Origin of the sequence: Paenibacillus sp. OT2-17 (assembly GCF_009827695.1) — a bacterium.
Taxonomy (GTDB): Bacteria; Bacillota; Bacilli; order Paenibacillales; family Paenibacillaceae; genus Paenibacillus; species Paenibacillus polymyxa_B.
This window is the reverse complement of the sequence record NZ_WUDQ01000033.1, coordinates 1-22,209: the sequence shown is the minus strand read 5'-3', so window position 1 is coordinate 22,209 and position 22,209 is coordinate 1. Positions and strand designations below refer to the sequence as shown.

The following is a 22,209-nucleotide window of genomic DNA, read 5'->3' as shown; positions in this document are numbered from 1 at the left end:
CCAGCGGCTTCGAAAAATGAGCATCAGGATAGACAGCAGCAGTGTCACACTGCACAGTTCTAATGGCAATGAGGTCTGGACATCCCAAATACGCTGCATCACATACCAAATATTCAGAGTCAGCTCTGACAGAATGAGGACTGTAATTAACAACCGGCGAATTCCCTCGCTTACAGGCTTGTTCGATCGAATCCATCCCCGAGTCAGCCACAGCATCAAAGCGCATACAATGAGTCCCAATATAGCCAACCCATGTGACGGAGTAAAAGCCTCGAACCCTTCTGGCGCGTTGGCATCAAACCAAGGCCCTGACCACGACCTATCCATAGCTAGCCCCCTTTGATCTCTTTCTCTCTTCGTTGCATTCTATTTTATACCCAATAGCCGATGATGTTCTAGCCGTGTTTCTTGCTTGTTCAATATCTTACCTTTATGATAAAAGATATTATATTCAAAGGAGAACCCTCATGGCCATTAATCGCCGATTAATTACAGATCAGGATTTCAATGAGGCACTGGAACGTCATCTTCGTGTCCGAGTATTTCAGGATGACCAATTGATTGGCTCTGGCGGAATCATTATCCGTTTCGACGATCAAACCATCGTCGTGCAATCCAGCGTCAGTGATCTGGCTTACCACCCCAGAAAACAATGTGAGTTTTTTGAAATTAAAAAATAGCCACTACACACCGGGGAACCATTTTGCTGCGTTTTCCGGTGTATAGCGGCTATATTTTGTTTGTATATATCATGCCTCACATGATGGTTTCTGTTATAGTTGCATTCCCCGTGTTTTCATCATGAGTTTATTCGTAAGCACTTTCAAATCCTCGGAAGAAGACGAAATTTCCTGCATAATTGCTGTCTCCTCATGAGCAGCCTTATAAATTTTGTGAGCTCCTTCAGAGAAGGCCCCTGACATTTGCTGAATACGATGGATCTGCTCAAAGGTTTGATCTACCCGGTTCGTCTGCTCCGTCACGGCTTCTTCCATTAAACGGATGCTCTCGACAAATTCACGTACAATAGCGTTCAAACGGTTCAGCGTCTGATCCACAGAGCTTGTCCGTTCCGCCTCAGCACTGACCAATGACGTCTGCTGATGCATCAACTGCACTGTCTCTACGATTTGTGACTGGACACGGCTAACGATGGCATTTATTTGCTGCACAGACTCCGTACTTTGGGCAGCAAGTGCGCGAATTTGGTGAGCCACTACAGCAAACCCGTTCCCTTCTTCTCCCGCACGCGCCGCTTCTATGGAAGCATTTAACGCCAGCAAATGGGTCTGTTCCGCAATATCCTTCACGGTGCTTGTAATCGCTTCAATTTGGGAAGCTTCTTTTTCCAGTCGGGCAATTACCTGCTGCGAACGACCATGTGATGCTGTCAGCTCTCCCATTCCATCCATCAGGGATGAAAATACGGTCTGCGTCGAATCTACTGAATGCTCCATATGGCCTGACAGTTCCAGCATATGCCCCGATTTGCTACGCATCATTTTAAAATCGCCCAGCATTCGGTCTGCTGTTTTAATAGACTGGGCAGATGCTTGCTTTTGCTGCTCCACGCCATTCAAAATATCTTCTACCACCGAAGACATGGACTCAATTTGTGTGGTAGCCTGCACAATAGCCAAGCTCAGATTTTCCGCACTTTGCGAAGTTGTTCTGGTGCTGTACGAGATCTCATTGAACATATCTTTAATGTTCAGCATCATATGCCGAAATGCATCATACAGAACTTTGATTTCATCCTCCGAACGACGTTCAGGAATTACAACAGACAAGTTCCCCGCCGAAGCTTCCTCTGCCGCCTTTGCCAACCTAACAATTGGCCGTGTGAGTAATTTTGAGATCAACCAGCCCAAAATGCCACTCCACAGGACACCCAATAACAGAATGATCGAAGTATACACCCATTCTTGTGTACCTTGAGCAAGCCAGTCCTTGAGTACAAAAATAAAAAAAGCGCTTGTTCCATAGGTTATTGCAGAAATTGAGACAAATGCAGTAACCATTTTCGTACCTAGTGACATCTTCATGTACTGTAGCCCACCCCAAAAAACTCAAATTTGATTCCATTTTACCATAAAATTGCTACATTTCTAGTAGAATTTTTCACAGACAGATATATTTATGAGCATAAAGATACAGAGTCTTAAGTCCCCTACCCTAATTAAAAAAACAATATGTTACCAGGTAACAGCCTGCATCTTAAAATGGACGAATCGCGCTGCTACAAGCTTTACAGGCCATTCGTCACATTTTAAGCGAGCTGTTACTCGACAAAGTCATTTTCCATTATTAAGAATCATTGTCATTTTTCCGTTCAACGACTGCTTTCTTAATCGCTTCAATTGTGTCTATTTGGTGACTGCTTTTTTCCAGTACGGTAAACTCCCATAAACCGATGGTCAGCTTCTCTCCTTGCTGGATATCAAAACGCTCTGAAAGCATCCATCCCCCAATGGTATATACGTCCCCGGCCTCAATATCCGTCTCCAAGCGTCGATTGACCTCATGAATGAGCGCCTGTGATTTGAGTATGTAACGATGATCATCTGTTTTTGTAATGAGTGGAGTTAACGCTGCGGGGGTTTCGGTGTCGGTATAGGAAGGAATGTCTCCAACAATCTCCTCCATAATATCCTCTAGTGTGACAAGTCCTGACGTTCCACCATATTCATCCACCAGCACCGCTACAGGAATGCGTCGTTTTTGCATCTGAATCAGCAGATCCCGAGCCTGAACCGTCTCGATAACCTGAAGCACCGGGTGAATATAAGAAGCCATCGTCGTATTCCCTGTGCTGTGCCCACGTGCCAAATCATGCAGGGCTTCCTTGACGCGAATCATCCCGATAATACGATCCCGGTCGCCATGTTCAGCTACAGGTAGAAAATTATAAACCTTGTCCTCGATCAGCTCCATAAACTCGGCCACTGTTGCCTGGTGGGAGATGGAACGGATGTGGATGCGCGGTACCATAATTTCCTGCGCCGCACGGTCGTCAAAATCAAATACATTGTTTAGATATCGATATTCTGTCGGTGTAATTTCACCACTACGAAAGCCTTCAGATAACGCCAAGCGAAGCTCGGCTTCACTGAGTGCCGCATCTTCTTCAGATACCCTTTTGAGCCCGAAGAGACCCGTAATGACACGCGATGAACGACTGAGCACCCAATTCAGGGGATAGGTCATTTTATAGAATATCGTGATCGGACGGGCAAAAAACAAGGCCATTGGTTCAGCAATCTGTATGGCGAATGTTTTCGGTACCAGTTCCCCAATGACCACCTCGAAGTAGGTCAAGATCAAAAAAGCCAGCAAAAAGGAGAGCACTCCCGTCAAGCCTGCCGGAATATGAGCCAACACAAACAGGGGGTGTAGCAGATGTTCAACAGTAGATTCCCCTAGCCAGCCTAGCGCCATTGAGGTTAATGTGGTTCCGAGCTGACAAGCAGATAAATACTCGTCCAGCCGAGACAAAATGTTTTTAACGGCTTTCGCATTTTTGTTGCCTTCAGAGGCCAATTGATTGATGCGAGATACCCGCACACGAATGATGGAATACTCCGAGGCCACAAAAAAAGCAGTTAATGCGATAAGCAATATAACCAGAATGATATTTATCGTTTCCATAGCCCTCTCTTGCTCCGTTCATGACGAAGCAAGAAGCCCCCCTTTGACATTCATTTTTGGATGGAACCATAACATAAGTAATGATGTCCATAATCGTGTATTACCCAAAAATGACAAGGAGTAGACTATGTATGCCCCTGTTAGCGAATCGCCAGCGGACTCTTTTGCACAATATCTATCCATTGATCAGCTATCAACTGATGCCCAACCGCTGTCGGATGAACCCCGTCATGCAGCCAATAGGAGGCGTCCGCCTGGGTAGCGGCTTCGTTCAACATGCTCTGGAGCGGCACAAATACGGCCCCAAATTCGTCCGCAAGCTGACGTACAATACGCTGGTATCCCGTTATTTTTTCTTGCCAAATGTCCCATCGCGCCTCGGTAGCTCCCGTTTTCAAAATAAACGGCTCGCACAGCACGAGTCCCAGATCAGGCATCACTTCACGCGTTTCTTCCAGAAGGTGGCGATAGGCTCGTTCAAATCGGTCCGTCACCCCGGACGGCTCCTGCTCCACGATCCGCCAGGCATCGTTCACTCCGATTAGAATACTGAGTAGGTCCGGCTTCAGGCTAAACATGTCCTCATTCCAGCGTGCATACAAATCCGAAACTCGATCCCCCGAAATTCCCCGGTTCACAAACTCTGGCTGCGTGGTAGTCAAACGGCTCCCCAACGCACCTGCGATCAGATACACATAGCTCTGACCCAGCCAATGGTTCGCGTCCTCATTTCGTCCCCTTCCTCCGTCTGTTATAGAATCTCCCTGAAAAAGAATACGTGCGTGTTCTATACTCGTCATCTTCCTAACTTCCTCCTTCGCATTTTCCAATAATACCCTTATCATACCTCGTATCATCTAAATTAGAAAGCGGTTTCAAAATATAGAGGAATTACAGATTTGCATTATGATATACATTTCTGTTCACCTTGCATCTGTAGTCGCAAGTAAAAAGCCCGTCGTCACGCGGGCTATCACTAATGCTCCTTCCTCCGCTCCTAGGTTGAGTTCTTCCCAAGACCCCTCTCCAATTCAAGGATTTACTCCTACTGCGAATGGACGAGCTCCCACCGGAATGGTAGTAATCGTAGTTTGGGTGACTCCATCAATTACGGAAACGTTGTTATCATCCTGATTTGTTACATAGATACGATTAGTTATTGGATTGACACCTACTCCATTCGGATTATTCCCAACCGGGATCGTAGCAAGCACTGTATTCGTCAACCCACTAATTATGGAAACATTATCCGTATCGCGATTTGCTACATATATAGCATTTGTAGAAAGATTAATCCCCACTTCACCTGGAGTCGTCCCAACTGGTACGGTAGCAATCACCGTATTCGTTACTCCATCAATTACAGAAACGCTGTTACCCGTGAAATTTGACACATAAATACGATTAGTTTGTGAATTGACACCTATTCTAAATGGATTCACCCCAACTGGAATCTGGGTAATCACGGTATTTGCTGCTCCATCAATGACCGTAACGACATCAAAATTAAAATTTGCTACATAAATACGATTGGTTAATGAATTGACACCTATCCCCGTTGGAAGAGACAGACCTCCGACAGGAATAATCGTAGCAATCACTGTATTGGTCAAACCGTTAATTACGGAAACTGTGCTATCATTAAAATTTGCTACATATATAGCATTGGTTGCAGTATTGACTCCAATTGAGCTTGCTCCATCTCCAGTAGGAACGGTAGCAATCACCGTATCGGTTAATCCATCAATTACGGAAACGTCATCACTGTTCAAATTTCCTACATAGATTCGGTTGGTTAATGGATTAACTCCTACTCCCGCGGGATTAACGCCAACAGGAATGGACACGATCACCTCATTGGTCGATCCATCAATCACAGAAACATCATTACTATCAAAATTGGCTACAAAAATGCGATTGATTGATAGGGGGCCGGACTCTGCCCCAGCCCCTAACAGCTCAGACGATACAAGCCGATGAGCCGTAACCAACTCTCCAGCTGCATTTTTTCCCCAAACGGAAATTTCAGTCTGACTTGCGGCAACACCTCCCGTTGTAAAAACGAATGAATATGCATCAAAATTTGCAAAATAATTTTTAGTAATGACTTGATTCGGAGCGACTGAGAAAGACTCAAGTACATATGACGTTCTCGATCCGTTTAATATATAGCCTTCTATCATTAGAGTCGAAAAATTGACAGAATCCTGGTTTTCGATTTTGATCGTCACCTCTTGAGTGGGTCTTATACCACTGACAGCACTATTATTAATAGGTCCAGTTGACAGAATGGCCATTTAAATGAAACCTCCTATATTCAGATATTACAGTTAAATTCCAGTCTTAAAAGACTACTAATTCTATTTGTAATATATGCAGGATTTTTAATATAAATTGGACATTCAACTCAATAGAGTAAAAGAAAGACACCCCTTTTAATTAAAAGGAGTGTCTTTCTTTTACTCTATCCCCCTCACACCGCTCGGTACTTACACACCTCACGAAAATTACAGCCTCCGCACGCTCTGCGTGAAGGCATCGGAGTGAAGAAAGACTCGGGCTTGGGGCGGTTATAGTAATCGTCATCGAGACAGGACTTCATTTCCTCGATGTATCGTCCGACATTACCAACCACTTTGTCGATATCCTCTTGCTCGGGACGATATACCTCATGCTCTCCTGTCATCAGATACTCCACACGTACCTCGATCTTCTCCAAAGGAAGCTGATAGTGCTCCTGCACATAGGAAGCATACAAAAAAAGTTGGTCGGAAAAATCGCCTTCCTTGCCTGTTTTCCAATCCACGATGACCATGTCTCCATTGTCTCTACGGTAGAGCAAATCCATTTTGACATACACTTTCGTCTCATGAAGGAGCATCGTATCCCACTTCTCCACTTCTACAATTCGGGCCTTTCCCTGTTGCAGTTCATGCCAAACCGCAGTACGGTATAAATTGTGTATCACCGCGTGCTGTCGCTCCTTAATAAGGGCGATCCGTTCCGAAAGCACCTCGTCGTCGTAATAAACCTCCGCCAGCATGACGCGATTTTTCGGATCTTGTAGCCATAGCTCACGGTGTAGCGATTCCTTGTAGCTGTCATTCAACATGTTCTTCATAGCTGTCTCGAGGTATGCTGTACGCGGGATAGCCCCTTTTTCCATCCATCCACGTATGACTGATTCACACATTTGATGCGTGATATTCCCGAATAAAATATATAAGTTGCTCAGTTGCTTGAGCCGATACAACGTAACTTGCTCTTCAGTGCCCTGTGCCGAATTCCAGCCATTATGCGAGCCGTAATAATGATAATAGTATTTGCGTAAGCATTCATCGAACGTTTGAGCCCTCGATTGCGAATAGGACCAGGACGGGTATATAGCCATGACAGGCCCTCCTTCATTAAAACTATCATCTCTTTATTATAACGCAAACCTAAGCTGTATCGGCGATAAAAAGGACAAAGACTTTAACCCATGGGTTAAAGTCTTCTACTGACTGACTAGTTTGTAAACTCTCAATGAGTCCGTTCAACATTTATCAAATCACTAACATTAACGGCACCGTCCTCACGGACGTTGACAACAAGTACCGGAGTTCCCAGCATTCCGCTGATCCACTCCTTATAATCATCCACATGATCATTCGGAAGAATCGTCAAGATGACACCAGCGAAGCCACCCCCATGTACCCTGCATGCGCTGTTATCTATTGATTGTAAATACATTTCCGTTAAAGCCAGTGCAACCGATACGTCTTGTTCCCGCGCAACCCCACTTCTATATACGTTTTGGAGCCATTTCCATGAGGAATTACCAGATTCGGTAATGAGCCTCAGGAAATCAGTAAAGCGCCCCTCCTCCAGTGATTTCACCTGTTCATCCACACGCCTATTTTCTTCAAAAAAATGCAACGCCCGCAGTACTGCACGGTCTCCTGCTTTTTCCCTGACCATTTTAAGGTTGGCATATAGATCCTCTGGCAATAAGTCACGGCAAACCGAAGCGTCTAAAGATTGAGCCACTGCAAACATTTCGTTGGGCACCGCCGCGTAATCGTCCGTTAAATCAGCATGATTTCCGCCTGTATTTACAATAACGAGGGAATATCCGTTTTGTTCAAAATTCCAATGAACAGGATTTATGATCGGTTCCTTGGGATTTTCAAAGTCAATGGAAATCAAGCCGCCATATGCGCAAGTCATCTGATCAAGCAGCCCCGACGGCTTGTTCCAATAGCTATTTTCCGCATACTGACCAATTTTGGATTTAGCAACTGCATCTAACGCTCCCTCGTTATAAAAATGATTTAATATCGTGCATATCAACATTTCAAAAGAAGCGGAAGAGCTTAAACCTGAAGCAGAGAATACATTACTTGATATATAAGCTTGGAATCCCCCGATACGGTATCCGAATTCAAGTAGACCAGCGGCAATACCACGAACCAGCAGCATCGTACTGTCATCCTCCGGTTTTGGCGACAAGTCGGTTAAATCGATGACGTACTTCGTCTTATAGCCATCAGAAAAGAATGTAATTACAGACTCCTCCACTTTAGAAGCTGCAGCGATGGTATCGAGTGTTATACTGCCTGCCAGCACCTTCCCGTGATTGTGGTCTGTATGATTTCCACCAATTTCGCAACGTCCCGGAGCACTAAACAGTTCAATATCCCCTACACCAAAATGCTCCCGATACGCCTGTATAAGTGATTCATATCGAGTCGTTTGCTCAGAGATTTGCTGTTGACCGTACATTCGGGCAAGCACCATTTGTCCCTCTCTGGAATTCAATAGTTCCATATCATTCATCGTATATCCCCCTAATTGTATGTGTTTTCCTATGCTGGAATGATACTATAATTATCTCAATTTTCCCTGTATAAAAGTATGGCACTTTTAAAATTTGTAAGCGCTTATTTTAATCGCTTTACTGAGCATTTTACCAATTTAACTAAAAAAGAACCAGCCCTAATTGGGCCGGTTCCTTGAATATCTTTTTTAGTCGCGTTTCAGTACATATTCCCCATCATTGTTACGAGTTACTGTGGCGCCAAGCGCCTCGGCAACTGATTTGAAAGGAACATACAATGTGCCATATTCATCCGTATATGGAGCTTGTGGCAGCGTCAATGTGCTTCCTTCCAATACAGCCTGTTTGGAGCCACTTTTCAGCTTAATCGTCTTACCTGTAATATCATCAATTACGGTAGTTTGTTTAGCAGCTGCATCCCATTTTAACTCGGAGTTCAGTTCGCTCGTCAGTTCACGCAATGGAATAAAGGCAGTACCACCACGATTCTCCAAGACGTAGTAATCGTCTTTAGGATCGAAAGTTGTTTCTACTTTTGTAATTTCCAAATCATTTTTTAAAATGTTGTAGATCGGAGAATTCGCTTCAAAATTGCGCAGCGTCGCTCCCGGAGTTAATTCAGCTTGTTTATTCAAGTCAATAACACCGTTAGAAATATCCACTTTATCAGCCGTCACACTACCATTGACGTTCCAAGATTGAGTTTCGGTCAGAATTGTGAAGGACTTCACTGGAAGACCGTCCACATCTGGCAAAGCAACCGTCAGGTCTGTCGCCGCTTTGCGAACATTTCCTTTTTCATCAAAATACATGTCGCTTTTCAGAACCGTGTTAGCACTCAGAACCGTTTTGATTTCAGGGGACTGTGCATACATGGTGCTAACGCCTACATCATACTGATCAACGGCCAGATCCAAATACTTTTTAACTTCGGTATAAGCCTCATTGACCATTTTTTCTTTGTTAGCACTCAGTTCCGTTGTTACTTTATCACTACCTTCAATATTCATGCCGGAAGCAATCGTTTTAGTCATATCAATGGCTTGCCCGATCAGCTCTTTCAAGCCTGCTTCGTCCTTCGCCAGATTCGCCAGGAACGGTTTTACCAATGTTACCAGCTCATCACCACGAAGTTCAGCATGCAGATGGGTCAGTTTCACTTTGTCTTTTTCACCGTATACTTCCTCGGTTACAGACGTTGCAGAAATGGTCGAAGGGTTAGGCGCATGCTTGAGCATAAGTGCAGCGGCTGTTTTCGTCAGTTCTCTCACGTCTTTGGAATATACATATGGATCAAATCCAGCAGGCAGACCGCTCAAACTCTCTTGCGAGTTCAAAGATATGTAATAAGGTTTTTTGGCACCTTCCAGTTGAATAGCCAAACCTTGGCGGTCTAAAGCAAGTTCAAACGGTAAATTATACTTATCGATGTGCAATGTACCTTTGGCAGAAGCAAGTTCCTCCGATTGTACCTTGGCTTCATCCACAGTGACAGAAATCGAATTAATCAAATCTACGATTTCTTTATCTCCTTGCGTGATTCCTTCTTTTGGAGTCAATTTAAGAGAGATTTTCTCCGTTGTTTGCTGGGACTTCACATCAAGTGTTCCCAATAAATTTTTACTTACATCAAATCCACCTACTGCCTGGCAACCTGTCAAAGCTACCATTAACAGAATAAGAGGGACGGCGATCCATTTTTTTATATTCATATTAATCCCCTTTCAAGATATTTCCGTTATCTCTTCTATTATCTCAGTGTTAACACGCATTGTAAATGAGTAGAATGGAAAATAGAACTAGTTATTTAGGATCAATTTTCAGCCTGCAGCATTCGGTAAGCCAGTAGCGCCATCTCTAGGCAACGACGTTTGTCAGGGTCTGCCAGATTTCCCTCTATGATTTCATTAATTTTATCCAGCCGATTATAAAGGGTCTGTCTGTGAATGTACAAAATTCCGGCGGTATCACGCTTGGAGCCATGGGATTGAAAATAGGCATCCAGTGTATCCAGAAGCTGCATATGGTGCTCTCGATCATGCGCAATCAGCCCGCCCAAATGGTCCTCTACGAACTCTTGTAGAAAAGGAATGCGGGGCACCGCCTTCAACAACTGATAGATTCCGATGCTGTCGTAAAACAACCGATCCTTCATGACTGGGACGCTTCGTGCCACTTCAATGACCTCATATGCCTCTTCAAAACTGCGATCCGTCCCCGTCATGCGATGCCTTACTTTACCAAAGCCTGCATGAATGCGCACCTTATCAAGCTGTCCTGCGGCATAGTTCTGAATATATTGAACAGTATGGGCAAGCACTTTTTTCATTTGCGCTGCGGAACGCAGTGTTAATTCCTCCTTGGCACAAAGGATGTAGCATTGACTCCCCTTCATCATCAGCAGATTGTGCAACGCTTCTTTTTTCAACAATGAACGAAGCAGCACTAGCACATCCTGATTGATGGATTCCTTGCGTACCTGACTGGCATCCTTGTCCTGATGTTCCACCTCGATGACCCCTGCCCAAAATAAATACTGTCCCTTCGATAACAATCGCAGGCCCATCCGGGTCTGGGCCTGTTCTTCACTGGGAAGCTGTCCGCTCAGTACATCCTGAATCAATTCATTTTGATTACGCAGCAATCGGTCTTCAAGAAACTGTGTTCTCAGCACCAATGTAGCGGCTGCCTTGGCAGTGTAATCGAGTAACAGCGACATTTCTTCCGTTGGCATTTCACTATGCAGCACCAAACCTACTGCGGAAAACACCTGACCGAAGCATACAACGGGCTGGAACAAGACGGCGGTGGATTCATTCAGGTGAAACAGCAGATGCCCCTCCCGATCGGCGGTCATACTAGATTCCACTTCATTGGCATAAAAATCTGCAATACGGTCCGCTAGATCCGGCTGGACGGAAGGTACGAATCGATTGGTTTCAATGGAAGACATGTAGATGACCTGCCGGGCTGCATAGTCATGAAGCACACGCAAGAGGGCGTCCATATCAGTGCTGCGCAGGGTTTCCTGCTGAAGCTGACGTGAAAATCGCTCCAGATCTTTTAGAAGTTCATGATGTCGGTTAATAAGTAGGGAATGAATATCTTGTGTAATTTCAACAAAACGCACTGGCTGCTCAAATACGATGACCGGGAAGTGATGTCGTTCCGCCAACTCCAGAATTTCAGAGGAGATTTCATGAATGCTCGTGCCCAGCTCCACACACAATCCTGCGGCTTCCGAGCGGATCAGTTGCTCCATATACTCGGCACGCTCTTCCCCCTTCCGGGTGAGCCACAGGCCGGTCGTCAAAATCAAGTCATGACGGCTCACAAACGGAGAAACATTTGTGATTTCTAGTACATGTACCCAACCCACACGGCGATTTACGCCCTGTTCCCCCGCCGCCAGTTTTGCCCGCCGGAAAACGGGACGTTCCAGCACATCCGCAATGGTAAATGTTTTTTTACCGTTCATCGGCATTCTCCTTATGTATATGTCTTTATGTCATTTTATATGACATACATTCATCAAAAAGTCGAGCCTTTAAGTCAGATAATCCGACAAAATGTATGATGTCAAGGAGCTTCCCCCCTTGTAAACTGTACCTAATCTAACATGAATTGCATTTATCGGCTTGAGTCCATGTAACTAATCGGCAAACTGCACAAAAATGATAGTGTAATTTTCTTAACAATTATTTTTAGGAGAGGTGAATGAAATGAAAATTGGGATTCCGAAAGAGATTAAAAACAACGAAAATCGTGTCGCTCTAACGCCTGCAGGTGCAGCTCAAATGATTCAACACGGACATCACGTATTTGTGGAAAGCCATGCAGGTGTTGAAAGCGGCTTTACGGATGGAGATTATGCCACTGCGGGTGCGACTCTTGTGCAGCAAGCTGCGGACGTGTGGTCCCAGGCGGATCTGATTATCAAGGTAAAAGAGCCGCTCCCCTCTGAATACGGGTATTTTCGACCAGGATTGATTTTATTCACCTATCTGCATTTGGCTGCCGAGCCAGCACTGGCCCGCGCTTTAACAGACAACGGCGTAGCCGCCATTTCCTATGAGACGCTAGATGTTGAAGGCAGCCTCCCGCTGCTTACCCCGATGAGTGAGGTTGCCGGACGAATGGCTGTACAAATTGGAGCACAACTGCTGGAAAAACCAAAGGGTGGCAAAGGCATCCTGCTGGCAGGTGTGCCGGGGGTAAAACGCGGTAAAGTGACCATTATTGGCGGAGGGGTGGTCGGCACCAATGCTGCCAAGGTCGCCATCGGTCTCGGGGCAGATGTGACACTGATCGACCTGAGCCTGCAAAGACTGCGCCAACTGGACGATATTTTTGGCAATCAGCTCCATACGCTGGTGTCCACCCCGTCCAACATTGCTGAAGCCGTGGCGCAAAGTGATTTGCTGATCGGTGCTGTCCTGATCACTGGTGCCAAAGCCCCGCGGCTCGTAACGGAAGCCATGGTACAGACGATGCAGCCCGGCTCTGTGATTGTGGATGTCGCCATCGACCAAGGCGGCATAGTCGAGACGATTGACCACATCACGACACACGACCAGCCTACCTATGTGAAGCATGGCGTCATTCACTATGCGGTAGCAAACATGCCGGGCGCGGTACCGCAAACCTCGACGCTCGCTCTGACGAACGCGACGCTCCCCTTTGCTCTCCAGCTCGCAGATTTGGGTGTGCAGGAGGCGCTTCGCAGAAGCAAGCCGCTGCTTAGCGGCACCAACGTCCTGAACGGACATATTACCTACGAAGCGGTCGCACGTGATCTGGGATATCCTTATGTTCCCGTGGAACAGGCATGGCAGGCGAAAGCCTTACAATAGAAACAGCTCAAAGAACCACACGCTCTTCCCAGCAGGGACTGGAGCGTGTGGTTCTTTTTGTGCTAGCTGTATTCACCATACTTACTGCATTTCAGACGATTTCTGACGAAAGGAACGTTTGAAGATGGCGATAAATATCTGTGATTTCTTCCAGCGACATGCGCACCAGTCCGCTAGACGAAGGTGCCACAAATTCATGCATCTCGGGAATTAGCGGTTCAGGCTGAAATCCCCAATCTACTTTGGATTTTTTACTGTATTCGGTGTACACGCCTTTGCCGACAAAGCAAGCAACCCTCGGGCGGTATTCCTTTAGCTTCTCGTATAGCTTCAGACGTCCTTCGGCGTATTCCTCGCGTGCAATGTCCTCTACTCCCCTCGTAGGACGGGAAACAATGTTCGTAAAGCCGAAGCCCAGCTTCAGCAGCTCCCGATCTTCCGATGGATCGTACAAGCGAGGTGTCAAGCCTGCTCCCTCCAGTATGCGCCAAAAGCGGTTCCGCGGATTCGCATAATGATGTCCTACCTCGCCTGATTTCAAGCTGGGATTAAAGCCGATGAATACAACGGATAATCCATAATCCAGATGATCATCTACCTCATGCAGTTCTGTCTCTCGCTCTGTCATGGGCTCCTCCTTTCTCAAACAATATCCAGCGGCTGCTTCCGCGTTGGCGGAGGAAAAGCTTTGTCTATTTGTTGAAGTTGTTCAGGAGTGAGCCGAATACTGGCTGCCGCTGCATTTTGTCGTACATGCGATTCCTGCACCGCCTTCGGAATTGCCCAGACATCACCGTCCCGTATGACCCACGCAAGCGCAACTTGGGATGGAGTTACCCCGTGGCTGGCAGCAATGTCTACCATAACAGGATGCTCCAACAGACCCCGTCGCAGGCGGCCACCTTGGGCAATCGGGCAATAGGCCATCACAGGCACCCCATGCGTACGGCTCCAAGGTAGCAGATCATATTCGATGCCACGCGAAGCTGCGTGATACAGCACTTGGTTAACAGCGCAGGCTTCGCTTCTACTCAGGCTCCATAGCTCCTCCATGTCGGACTTGTCCAGATTGGACACTCCCCAGCTACGAATTTTGCCCTGCTCACGCAGTTTTTCCATACCTTGTATCGTCTCTTCCAGCGGAATATTCCCACGCCAATGCAACAAATACATGTCCACGTACTCCGTTCCCATTCGGGATAGGCTCGCTTCACACGCTTGAGCCAGTCCTTGGCGGTCCGCATGATGAGGGTAAGCCTTGCTAACAAGATAGACATCGTCCCGGCGACCCCGGATGGCCTCTCCGACGATCTCTTCTGCGCCGCCCTCAGCATACATTTCAGCCGTGTCCACCAGCGTCATACCCAGCTCCAAGCCAAGTTGAAGCGCGCGCACCTCTTCCTGCCGGAGTGACGCTTTTTCCCCCATATGCCACGTGCCCTGCCCGATTAGTGGTACTTCACGACCGTCAGTCCATCTAATCACACTTTTCTTATGTTGGCTCATATTCATCCCTCCTTAGGATCCTGATGCCACAGGCTTGTCAAATACATGGCTCTGCGTCCAATGCTGTCCACCATCCGAGGTGGTATACATAACTGGGGCCTGCTCTGAATCTGAGAAAATAGCCCAGCCTTCCTTGGCATTTGCCATCCCGATTTGCTGACCGCCATAACCGTCAAAGCCTTGCTTGCCATTGTTCCACGTCTTGCCGCCGTCAGTCGTCCAGCCGATCGTATTAGGCTTGTCGCACGGTGCGCAGTAGCCACCCATCCATGCGGTACTGCTATTAACCGGATAGAGCATACCTGGTGCCGTCCCTTCATTTTTGGCAACCTGGTTCTCTTGCTGGCTAATACCTGGTGCCGGACCGCCGCCAGCGGTGGCATTCGCCAGCACAGCACGCCAGCTTTGTCCACTATCGGCAGTATGCCAAAGCGAATACGACGTCTGATTCATCCCCGTATCTCCAACCAGCTCGATCCATGCGTTGCCACGTTCTACCGAACGAATAATGGCTCCATTTAGAGGCGCCTCCGTTGTGCGTGACATGACAGTAGTCCACTTTTGGCCCCCGTTAACAGTGTGTAAAATCTGAAACGAACGGTCTGTGTCCTGCGTAACCGCCCAGCCGTTTTGCCGATCATGGTAATATGGCTGTCCTACCATGTGGCCAGGCATGGGGAGCGAAGACCAGCTATGCCCGCCATCCTTCGTATATTGGCTGCCACTGAACCCTTCCTTGGACGATACAAAGTGTAAAAAGCCCGCTTGCCCTTGCTCAGGTACAGTCCCCACAACCTCCCAGCGTTTGCCGCCATCGCGAGTGGCCAGCAGCGATCCGCTGTCTGCCATAACAGCCCAGGCCTGCTGTCCGTTCAAGGCAAAAATCTGCTGAACCGTACCTTGGCCCTGATATTGCACATTCCACGTCGATCCGACTGAATCGGATGCAGCCGCGTCCGTTCGGGCAATCCAGCCATTTCCGCCGATCCAGCCGGATTGACCGTCGATCAAACGCAGCGCGGTAATATTGTCCATGCGGACCTTCGCTATAGTAGAGTCTGTGGTTGCTTGTCCTCCTGTTTTCGGTGCATCTACAGTCGTTCCCGAACCATTCGCTTGTGCCGAGGCGGCACCCTTTTGCTCCTTTTGAGCCGTTTGTCCTGTTTGCGAGCCTGTTTCACACCCCGCTGTCACTATGGCTACGGCGAGCAAAAGCACCCATACCGATGTTTTTTTCTTCATTTTCGTTCATCCCCTTATGTTGGTGATATACAGCTGTGCGGGTATTGTATTCACAGCAAAGCATATTCTATGTATTACCCTGCTGTCTTCGTTTCACTCTTAAGGTGAATATACGGGTGACTGTTTGCGAACCATCGTTTCAGGATTACGAGTTTACAGGAACAAAGCCACCCTTTTCGATGGCCCGGGTTCCTGCTTCGCTTTGCAGCCATTCGAGTAATCGTTGCATCGAAGCGCTTGGTTTCTCGCCTTCCCGTGTGACCACGAACAGTTGAGCTGTGAATGGATATTGCTTCGAGCGAATGTGTTCTTTGTTCGGCTCTACTCCATCAATAGACAAAAATTTGACCTCTTGACGATTATGCATCACATTTGCAAAATAATAAAATGAATATCCGAGCGCGTTGTGATCCTTGTTAAAATCTGCGACTGCATTAATCATACCACCCATAATGCCAATTTGTAGTTCACGTGGCGGGTCAGCCATCTCATGGCCTGCCATCACTTTCTTTTGCATGTATGTCTGACTGCCTGAATTTTCTTCTCGCTGATAAGCAATGATCGGCTGATCCTTGCCCCCTACTTCATTCCAATTATGGATAGCCCCTTCATATATGCGGCGTACCTGCTCCGAAGAAAGTCCGTCAACCGGATTGTCTTGATGTACGAGAAAAATAAACGCATCCCACCCAATGGGTGTGAGCTTCATTTGAATTCCCCGGCTTTTTGCCAGACGCAGTTCCTCATCGGAAGGACCGGCCACCAGAATCAAATCCGCCTTCTTTTCGATCAAATTGACATATGCCTGATGGGTCGTGTTGAATCTCAGTTCGTGCGCTGCTCGCGCCTTGCTCATTCCAGTCAGTTCATGCAGCATATCCTGCGCAAACGGAATGGCCGCCGTAGCCCCGTCAACTACTGGAAAATCCCTCTCTGCAATGTACGGGCGTTGAGGAAGCATCAGTGTAATCGTCAGCACAATGACGAGCGCAGCAGATATCGCGGCAACAATCCATTGCCATCTATGATCCACCTTACCATTCTTGTCGGTTAGCGCTGGATAGCGATTCACCCCAACTCCTACTACCATGCCAGCTATCGGCAGCAGTGCTGCCAGTAGAAACCAGATTTCACCATGCTGTGTATATGGCCCCAATACCTCCAACACAGGCTCCGCCCAAGCGTGATAGAGTGAAAAGAGCTCCCACGCCCCTCTCGACACTTCAGCAGGTTGGCCACCAGACCCTTGTATTCCTACAATCCACAACCACAGTCCACATAATAATGATAATAGCCCGGTCAGCATCAGCGAAAGCTTGCCCATGCTGGACATACGCGCACTCAAGGCACCATAAGCTGCAAAGATGAGACCGATAATCCATGCATATAGCAGCATGATTACAATCACAGCTGTGTCCGTCACACCCTCATGCCTCAGCAGAAGCTGCACTTGGGGTGCCACAACCATACTCCAAAATACATTAAACATGACTGAAAACAATCCAAACATAAACGTACCGCCCAGCCATGGCCAAAACCATGCTATCCGCACAGACTCGTCCTTTTCCGGCTTGCTTATAACTTCCTTTGGTTCAGACATGTACATCCCCCTATATCTAATAAATGAAAATGAATCTGTAAGCCATTGCTTCTTCATTGTACAATTATGGTAAAGATTAGTATACGAGAGGAGGATAAAAATGTCCTTATCCGATCATCCGAACGAGGAGGCACTCAAGCTACATATGGCAAAAAGGCCTCCCCCCACGGGAAAGGCCTTTTTGGTATCGGATTTTAAGGAACTGTCGGTAAAGCCTTTGCAAGCTCCGGTGTCATATCTTTTGGAGTTAACAAGTAATAGCCTGTGTGGGCATCTGAACTGTATAAAGGCTTAACCTTAACTTGAAACATATAAGTGCCTTTCTCTATATTTGGAGTAAGGTTATAAGGTCTGCGCTTTTCCAGTACAGTGCTCCAAAGCTTCGAATCTTCAATAGTTGTTGCTTTGTGCTTCTGTTGAATGCTTTTAAATAGTTTATAGTCTTCAATATACTGATTAGGCTGATAAGGCTCCATCTCCTGAGAAATAATAGGAACAGCCCGTATAGACATAATATCCTTGGAATGAATGATGACCTTATCCGCATACCCCTTTTGCCCCAGCCAACCTGTAAGCTTGTGAAAAGAAGCTGGCCAATTAAATGAAAGTTCACGATTCCATTTCGGCTCGTCCTTGGTAAGGGATGACTCTTTGTTTGTAATGGAAACACTCCCCAAGGGATATCGATCTGATTGTATTTCGCTATAACTCATATTTAAAACTTCTTCTTTGAGTACAGCTTCAAATTCATGAATTTCTTTCGGATCGGTCAAAACCACTCGTCGTTCATTATCATCTACTGATTGGATATTGATCGTTTCTGCTTTCCCTTGCAGCTTATCCAGCTTGTATCTTACCGTTTTATAAGGCTCTGCTTCCATCACTTTAGTCAGTTCTGTCCGGAAAGGTTTCTCAGGGAATGTATAGCGCCGAGTTATGATGGAACCATCATCCAGATGGTAGACTATGACTGCCATTTCGACGGCTAGGTTTTTGGACAACGACTTCTCGCCAGCTGCATGTGCACGTACGAGTTCACGATGTAAATTCAGCACAGAAGCAATATAGGCCCTGTCTTGGGAAAAATACGCTTCTTTTTCTGCATCTCCCCCTAGAGGTACCTCTTGCCCCACATAAACTTTTTCTACCGAGTGTGCCGTTGGAATCCGTCCCTCATAGCCTAACCAACCTGAAATCGGGATGTATATGACCAACCCCATGATCACACCGTAAACGACCAGTTCCACCAAAGCACGAACACGTGCAATTTGCCAGGTTTTGCGGATGACCATCTCAACAATGACATAACCTAAAATAGCTCCAAGTACATATCCAAAAAAGGACCAGTTTTCTCCTCTGCTACCTGTAGCATGAAAATAATCGCCTAATACAAGCATGGAGCACAGTATGACCCCTGCCTTGAAAAAGGGTTGAAAGAAAGTAAACGCCATTGCCTGAGTCGCCTTCTCGACCAACCGTTTACGATACAATCCATAACTCAAAGCGACAAACAGTAGGGAGAGACCCATATAGGCAAGTAGCTCCATGTAAGAAAAGGCGTTACGCGGCAAGTAGTCCATAATGCGTACAAGCGGCGACAAGCTTTCCCAAATATTATTACTACTGCGAAACTCCCCACCATTCATATATTGAACAATGGTTTCTCGCACCTGCACATAACCATACAAGTTACGCTCCAGAAGACGACTAATCATGGTTGACAGGTAATAAGGTAATAACAGCAAAATATATACTACTACGGTCTGTAGTAGCGATTGTCCCACACAAATGCCTACAAACACGGTAAAGGTAAAGAGGAAAATTGTAATGACTGAGACGACCAAAGCCCATGATCCGATATCATTGATATGAAAAATATAAGGCAGTTCGGCCGACATGTTTACCAAAACAGTTACTCCCGCAGTCAGCCATACAGGTACAAGTAAAAGTATAAGACCGCTAATAAAATGTGCCGTTAATAGATGCTCTCTACGCAAAGGTAGGCTATGGTATAAATCCGATGAACCCTGTCGTTGAATAAAACGAAGCAGCATCACACCCGCCAGCACCGGTACAACTAATAAAATCAATTTTTGCAATTCATTACCTGAGTTTGTACTATCGAACAAGCCTCTTAAAACCGTTCGCGGCTGTTCATCACCAATGCTCATAAATAATGGTAACGGCACCGTAAACAATAATCCTACCAAGTACAATAGACCGATCCAGCCATGCTGTCTCAGGCTTTGGCGAATTACGCCGCCGCTACAGAAGAATCGGTTGGATGTCATAACCTGCGTCCTCCATTTCATAAATGAAAATTTCTTCAAGCGTCAACGGCAGCAAATCGAACACATGCGGCTCATACGCTTCAATCGTCTCTGCAATCCGCTCTCGTTCACCCCGGATAATAAGCAGCAGAATACTGCCCCTCCGCTCCTTATGTACAACCGAAAGTTGTCCACATACGGCTTCCTCATGCGTGCTGTCACGAAAGGCAACCTGTACCTTATGCGTATCAGACTTGAGGTCGTCGACCTCTTTTTCCAGCAGCATCCGACCCTGGTGCATAATGCCGACGTGATCACACATGTCTTCAATCTCACGCAAATTATGAGACGAGATCACGACAGTCATCTCACGTGCAGCGGTTTCTTGGAACAAGAGATTTTTGATCATTCTACGCATCACGGGGTCCAGACCATCAATGGGTTCATCTAAAACCAGCAGCTCAGGCATGCAGCTCAAGGCAAGCAAAAAAGCGGCTTGGCGCTTCATCCCTTTGGAAAAACGGTGAAGTTTGCGCTTTGGGTCCAGCTTGAAAATATCCGTAAGCTGTGTGTAGCGTTCCTCACTCCAACTTGGATAAATGGAGCGGTAAAACCGAGCCATCTGACGAATTGTCGCTTGCGGAAAAAAATAAGGGGTATCCGGCAAAAACAGAATGTGCTGCTTGACTTCAGGCTGCTCATACACCGGCTGTCCACCGATTAGCACCTTGCCAGTATCCGGTCGGTAAATCCCGGCGATGATTTTAAGCAGTGTCGTTTTCCCTGCCCCGTTCGAGCCTAGCAGCCCAAAAATAGAGCCCTTCTTCACCGTAAGGGCGAGCTGATCGACAGCCTTTTCTTCTGTAAATGTCTTTGTGACTTCCCTTAATTCAATCAAGGGACATCCCCCTTTCCTTTGTTTGTATAGCTTCCACGTATATGTCGTCCACTTCCTGCTCTGTAAAACCGAAATGGACGGCTTCGATCATCTGCTTCAACAGCGCTGCCCGAATCTCATCCCGCTTTATTTGCTGCGGCTGATGCTCGGCAGGGGTGACAAAGCTGCCCTTGCCTTGGACGGAATAGATGTATCCTTCTCGTTCCAACTCTCGATACGCCTTCTGAATCGTATTCGGATTCACCGTTAGCTGAGCGGACAATGTCCGTACGGAAGGCAATTGCTCATCCGGCTGAAGTGATCCGTACACAATCATTTCCTTTACCCTGTCCATAAGCTGTTCGTAGATCGGCTTGCGGCTGCGGATATCCAGCTCGAACATGGACTTCCTCCTTTCAAAAACTTACTCTGATTCGTTTGTATGCTCAACTGTTCTAACTGTACTATCATTAATAGTACAGTTAGAACAGTTTGTCAATCTTCTCTTTGGGTATTCCTTACAAAAATAGCCGTGATGCATCATGCATCACGGCTATCTCTTTTTAGCCTTCCTTTGACTCATAAGGTTCATCACGACTTATATTCGCAAGCGTTGAACCTTCCGGTAGCTTAAGATCCAGCTGGAACCGGAACGTCGCTCCTCTGGCCTCATCGCTATCCACACCAATGGAACCCCCCATCAGCTTAACCAAGTTTTTACAGATGGACAATCCTAGTCCCGTCCCTCCATATTTTCGGTTCAGTGCCGGATGAAGCTGGGAAAAAGGCTGAAACAATAGATGCTGGCGGTCTGCTGGGATACCGATTCCAGTATCCGTTACACTGAACTCAATCAGGCATCTATTTTTACGACGGCTGTAAGCCTTTCTCTCCACAAAGATATTTACACGCCCTCGCTCCGTAAATTTGATCGCATTGCTCACCAAATTCACCAGCACCTGTCGAATACGCACATGATCACCGACCAGCATCCCCGGCATTTCCTGATCCACATGCCATTCCAGCTCAATGCCTTTTTCCATAGCCTGCGTCATGAATAGGTCAGCCACACTGCCCACCACATCATCTAGCACAAAGGACTCGTGCAGCAAAGACATTTTGCCAGCTTCGATTTTGCTCAAATCCAGTATCTCGTTCAATATCTGCATTAAAGCACCGCTGCTGCTGGTAATAATGTCTATGTAGCTACGCTGCTCCTCATCCAATTCAGTATCTGCCAGTAACCCTGCCATACCTATAATGCCGTTCATCGGTGTACGGAGCTCATGGCTCATCACAGAGAGAAACTCTGACTTGGCTCGATCGGCGCGCTCGGCAGACTCCTTGGCCCGAATGATCTCCTTTTCATTCGTCCTGTCTACAAAAACCATCAC

At 46.7% G+C, this 22,209-nt stretch carries 19 protein-coding genes; 2 read left to right on the top strand and 17 right to left on the bottom strand.

Annotated features, from left to right (window positions below; genetic code table 11):
• Positions 1–327 (bottom strand): TMEM164 family acyltransferase (locus tag GRP75_RS08470; protein WP_160789088.1); only part of this gene is annotated, 327 nt, incomplete at its 3' end.
• A 140-nt stretch (positions 328–467) separates the two neighbouring features.
• Between GRP75_RS08470 and GRP75_RS08465 the strand changes: the two genes are divergently transcribed.
• Positions 468–680, top strand: a complete 213-nt coding sequence (locus tag GRP75_RS08465) for a hypothetical protein (protein WP_013309048.1) — start codon at positions 468–470, stop codon at positions 678–680.
• Positions 681–773: 93 nt separating this feature from the next.
• Here the strand turns inward: GRP75_RS08465 and GRP75_RS08460 are convergent, their stop codons facing one another.
• The 8 genes from GRP75_RS08460 to GRP75_RS08425 all read right to left on the bottom strand — a co-directional run bounded on the left by GRP75_RS08460 (position 774) and on the right by GRP75_RS08425 (position 11,945).
• Positions 774–2,045 carry a methyl-accepting chemotaxis protein gene (locus GRP75_RS08460; protein WP_061831071.1) on the bottom strand — a complete coding sequence of 424 codons (1,272 nt, stop codon included), beginning with the start codon at positions 2,043–2,045 and terminating at the stop codon, positions 774–776.
• Positions 2,046–2,307: 262 nt separating this feature from the next.
• A complete protein-coding gene (locus GRP75_RS08455; RefSeq protein WP_023987308.1) occupies positions 2,308–3,648 on the bottom strand; it encodes a hemolysin family protein in 1,341 nt (446 codons plus the stop codon).
• Positions 3,649–3,788: 140 nt separating this feature from the next.
• Positions 3,789–4,448 carry an SGNH/GDSL hydrolase family protein gene (locus tag GRP75_RS08450; protein ID WP_237448964.1) on the bottom strand — a complete coding sequence of 220 codons (660 nt, stop codon included), beginning with the start codon at positions 4,446–4,448 and terminating at the stop codon, positions 3,789–3,791.
• 231 nt (positions 4,449–4,679) lie between these two features.
• Positions 4,680–5,945 carry a beta-propeller fold lactonase family protein gene (locus GRP75_RS08445; RefSeq protein ID WP_160789086.1) on the bottom strand — a complete coding sequence of 422 codons (1,266 nt, stop codon included), beginning with the start codon at positions 5,943–5,945 and terminating at the stop codon, positions 4,680–4,682.
• Between the two features lie 176 nt (positions 5,946–6,121).
• Entirely contained in the window at positions 6,122–7,039 is a 918-nt protein-coding gene (locus tag GRP75_RS08440) for a PD-(D/E)XK nuclease family protein (RefSeq protein WP_160789085.1), read from the bottom strand.
• A gap of 131 nt (positions 7,040–7,170) precedes the next feature.
• Positions 7,171–8,466 (bottom strand): galactokinase, encoded by a 1,296-nt coding sequence (locus tag GRP75_RS08435; protein WP_160789084.1) that lies wholly within the window; start codon positions 8,464–8,466, stop codon positions 7,171–7,173.
• 189 nt (positions 8,467–8,655) lie between these two features.
• On the bottom strand, positions 8,656–10,179 hold the full coding sequence (locus tag GRP75_RS08430; protein ID WP_160789083.1) for a copper amine oxidase N-terminal domain-containing protein: 1,524 nt from the start codon (positions 10,177–10,179) through the stop codon (positions 8,656–8,658).
• A gap of 101 nt (positions 10,180–10,280) precedes the next feature.
• Positions 10,281–11,945 (bottom strand): PucR family transcriptional regulator, encoded by a 1,665-nt coding sequence (locus GRP75_RS08425; protein ID WP_160789082.1) that lies wholly within the window; start codon positions 11,943–11,945, stop codon positions 10,281–10,283.
• Positions 11,946–12,189: 244 nt separating this feature from the next.
• Here GRP75_RS08425 and ald point away from each other — a divergent pair, with 244 nt between their 5' ends.
• Positions 12,190–13,320, top strand: a complete 1,131-nt coding sequence (gene ald, locus GRP75_RS08420) for an alanine dehydrogenase (protein WP_023987303.1) — start codon at positions 12,190–12,192, stop codon at positions 13,318–13,320.
• 91 nt (positions 13,321–13,411) lie between these two features.
• On the opposite strand, the gene GRP75_RS08415 is transcribed toward ald, so the two are convergent.
• From GRP75_RS08415 to GRP75_RS08380, 8 genes are all read right to left on the bottom strand, one after another.
• A complete protein-coding gene (locus tag GRP75_RS08415; RefSeq protein ID WP_028543200.1) occupies positions 13,412–13,948 on the bottom strand; it encodes a mismatch-specific DNA-glycosylase in 537 nt (178 codons plus the stop codon).
• A 14-nt stretch (positions 13,949–13,962) separates the two neighbouring features.
• Positions 13,963–14,826 (bottom strand): aldo/keto reductase, encoded by an 864-nt coding sequence (locus GRP75_RS08410; RefSeq protein WP_160789081.1) that lies wholly within the window; start codon positions 14,824–14,826, stop codon positions 13,963–13,965.
• Positions 14,827–14,838: 12 nt separating this feature from the next.
• A complete protein-coding gene (locus GRP75_RS08405) occupies positions 14,839–16,068 on the bottom strand; it encodes a WD40/YVTN/BNR-like repeat-containing protein (RefSeq protein WP_160789080.1) in 1,230 nt (409 codons plus the stop codon).
• A gap of 145 nt (positions 16,069–16,213) precedes the next feature.
• The gene (locus GRP75_RS08400) at positions 16,214–17,668 is read right to left on the bottom strand and encodes a PstS family phosphate ABC transporter substrate-binding protein (RefSeq protein ID WP_160789079.1); all 1,455 of its coding nucleotides are present in this window, start codon (positions 17,666–17,668) and stop codon (positions 16,214–16,216) included.
• Positions 17,669–17,862: 194 nt separating this feature from the next.
• On the bottom strand, positions 17,863–19,959 hold the full coding sequence (locus GRP75_RS08395) for a DUF6449 domain-containing protein (RefSeq protein ID WP_160789078.1): 2,097 nt from the start codon (positions 19,957–19,959) through the stop codon (positions 17,863–17,865).
• Entirely contained in the window at positions 19,934–20,836 is a 903-nt protein-coding gene (locus GRP75_RS08390) for an ABC transporter ATP-binding protein (protein ID WP_160789077.1), read from the bottom strand. The genes GRP75_RS08395 and GRP75_RS08390 overlap by 26 nt, the downstream gene beginning before the upstream one ends.
• On the bottom strand, positions 20,829–21,218 hold the full coding sequence (locus GRP75_RS08385; RefSeq protein WP_160789076.1) for a GntR family transcriptional regulator: 390 nt from the start codon (positions 21,216–21,218) through the stop codon (positions 20,829–20,831). Before GRP75_RS08385 ends, GRP75_RS08390 begins: the two co-directional genes overlap by 8 nt.
• A 160-nt stretch (positions 21,219–21,378) precedes the next feature.
• Positions 21,379–22,209: ATP-binding protein (locus GRP75_RS08380; protein ID WP_237448963.1), on the bottom strand; the 831-nt coding region annotated here is incomplete at its 5' end.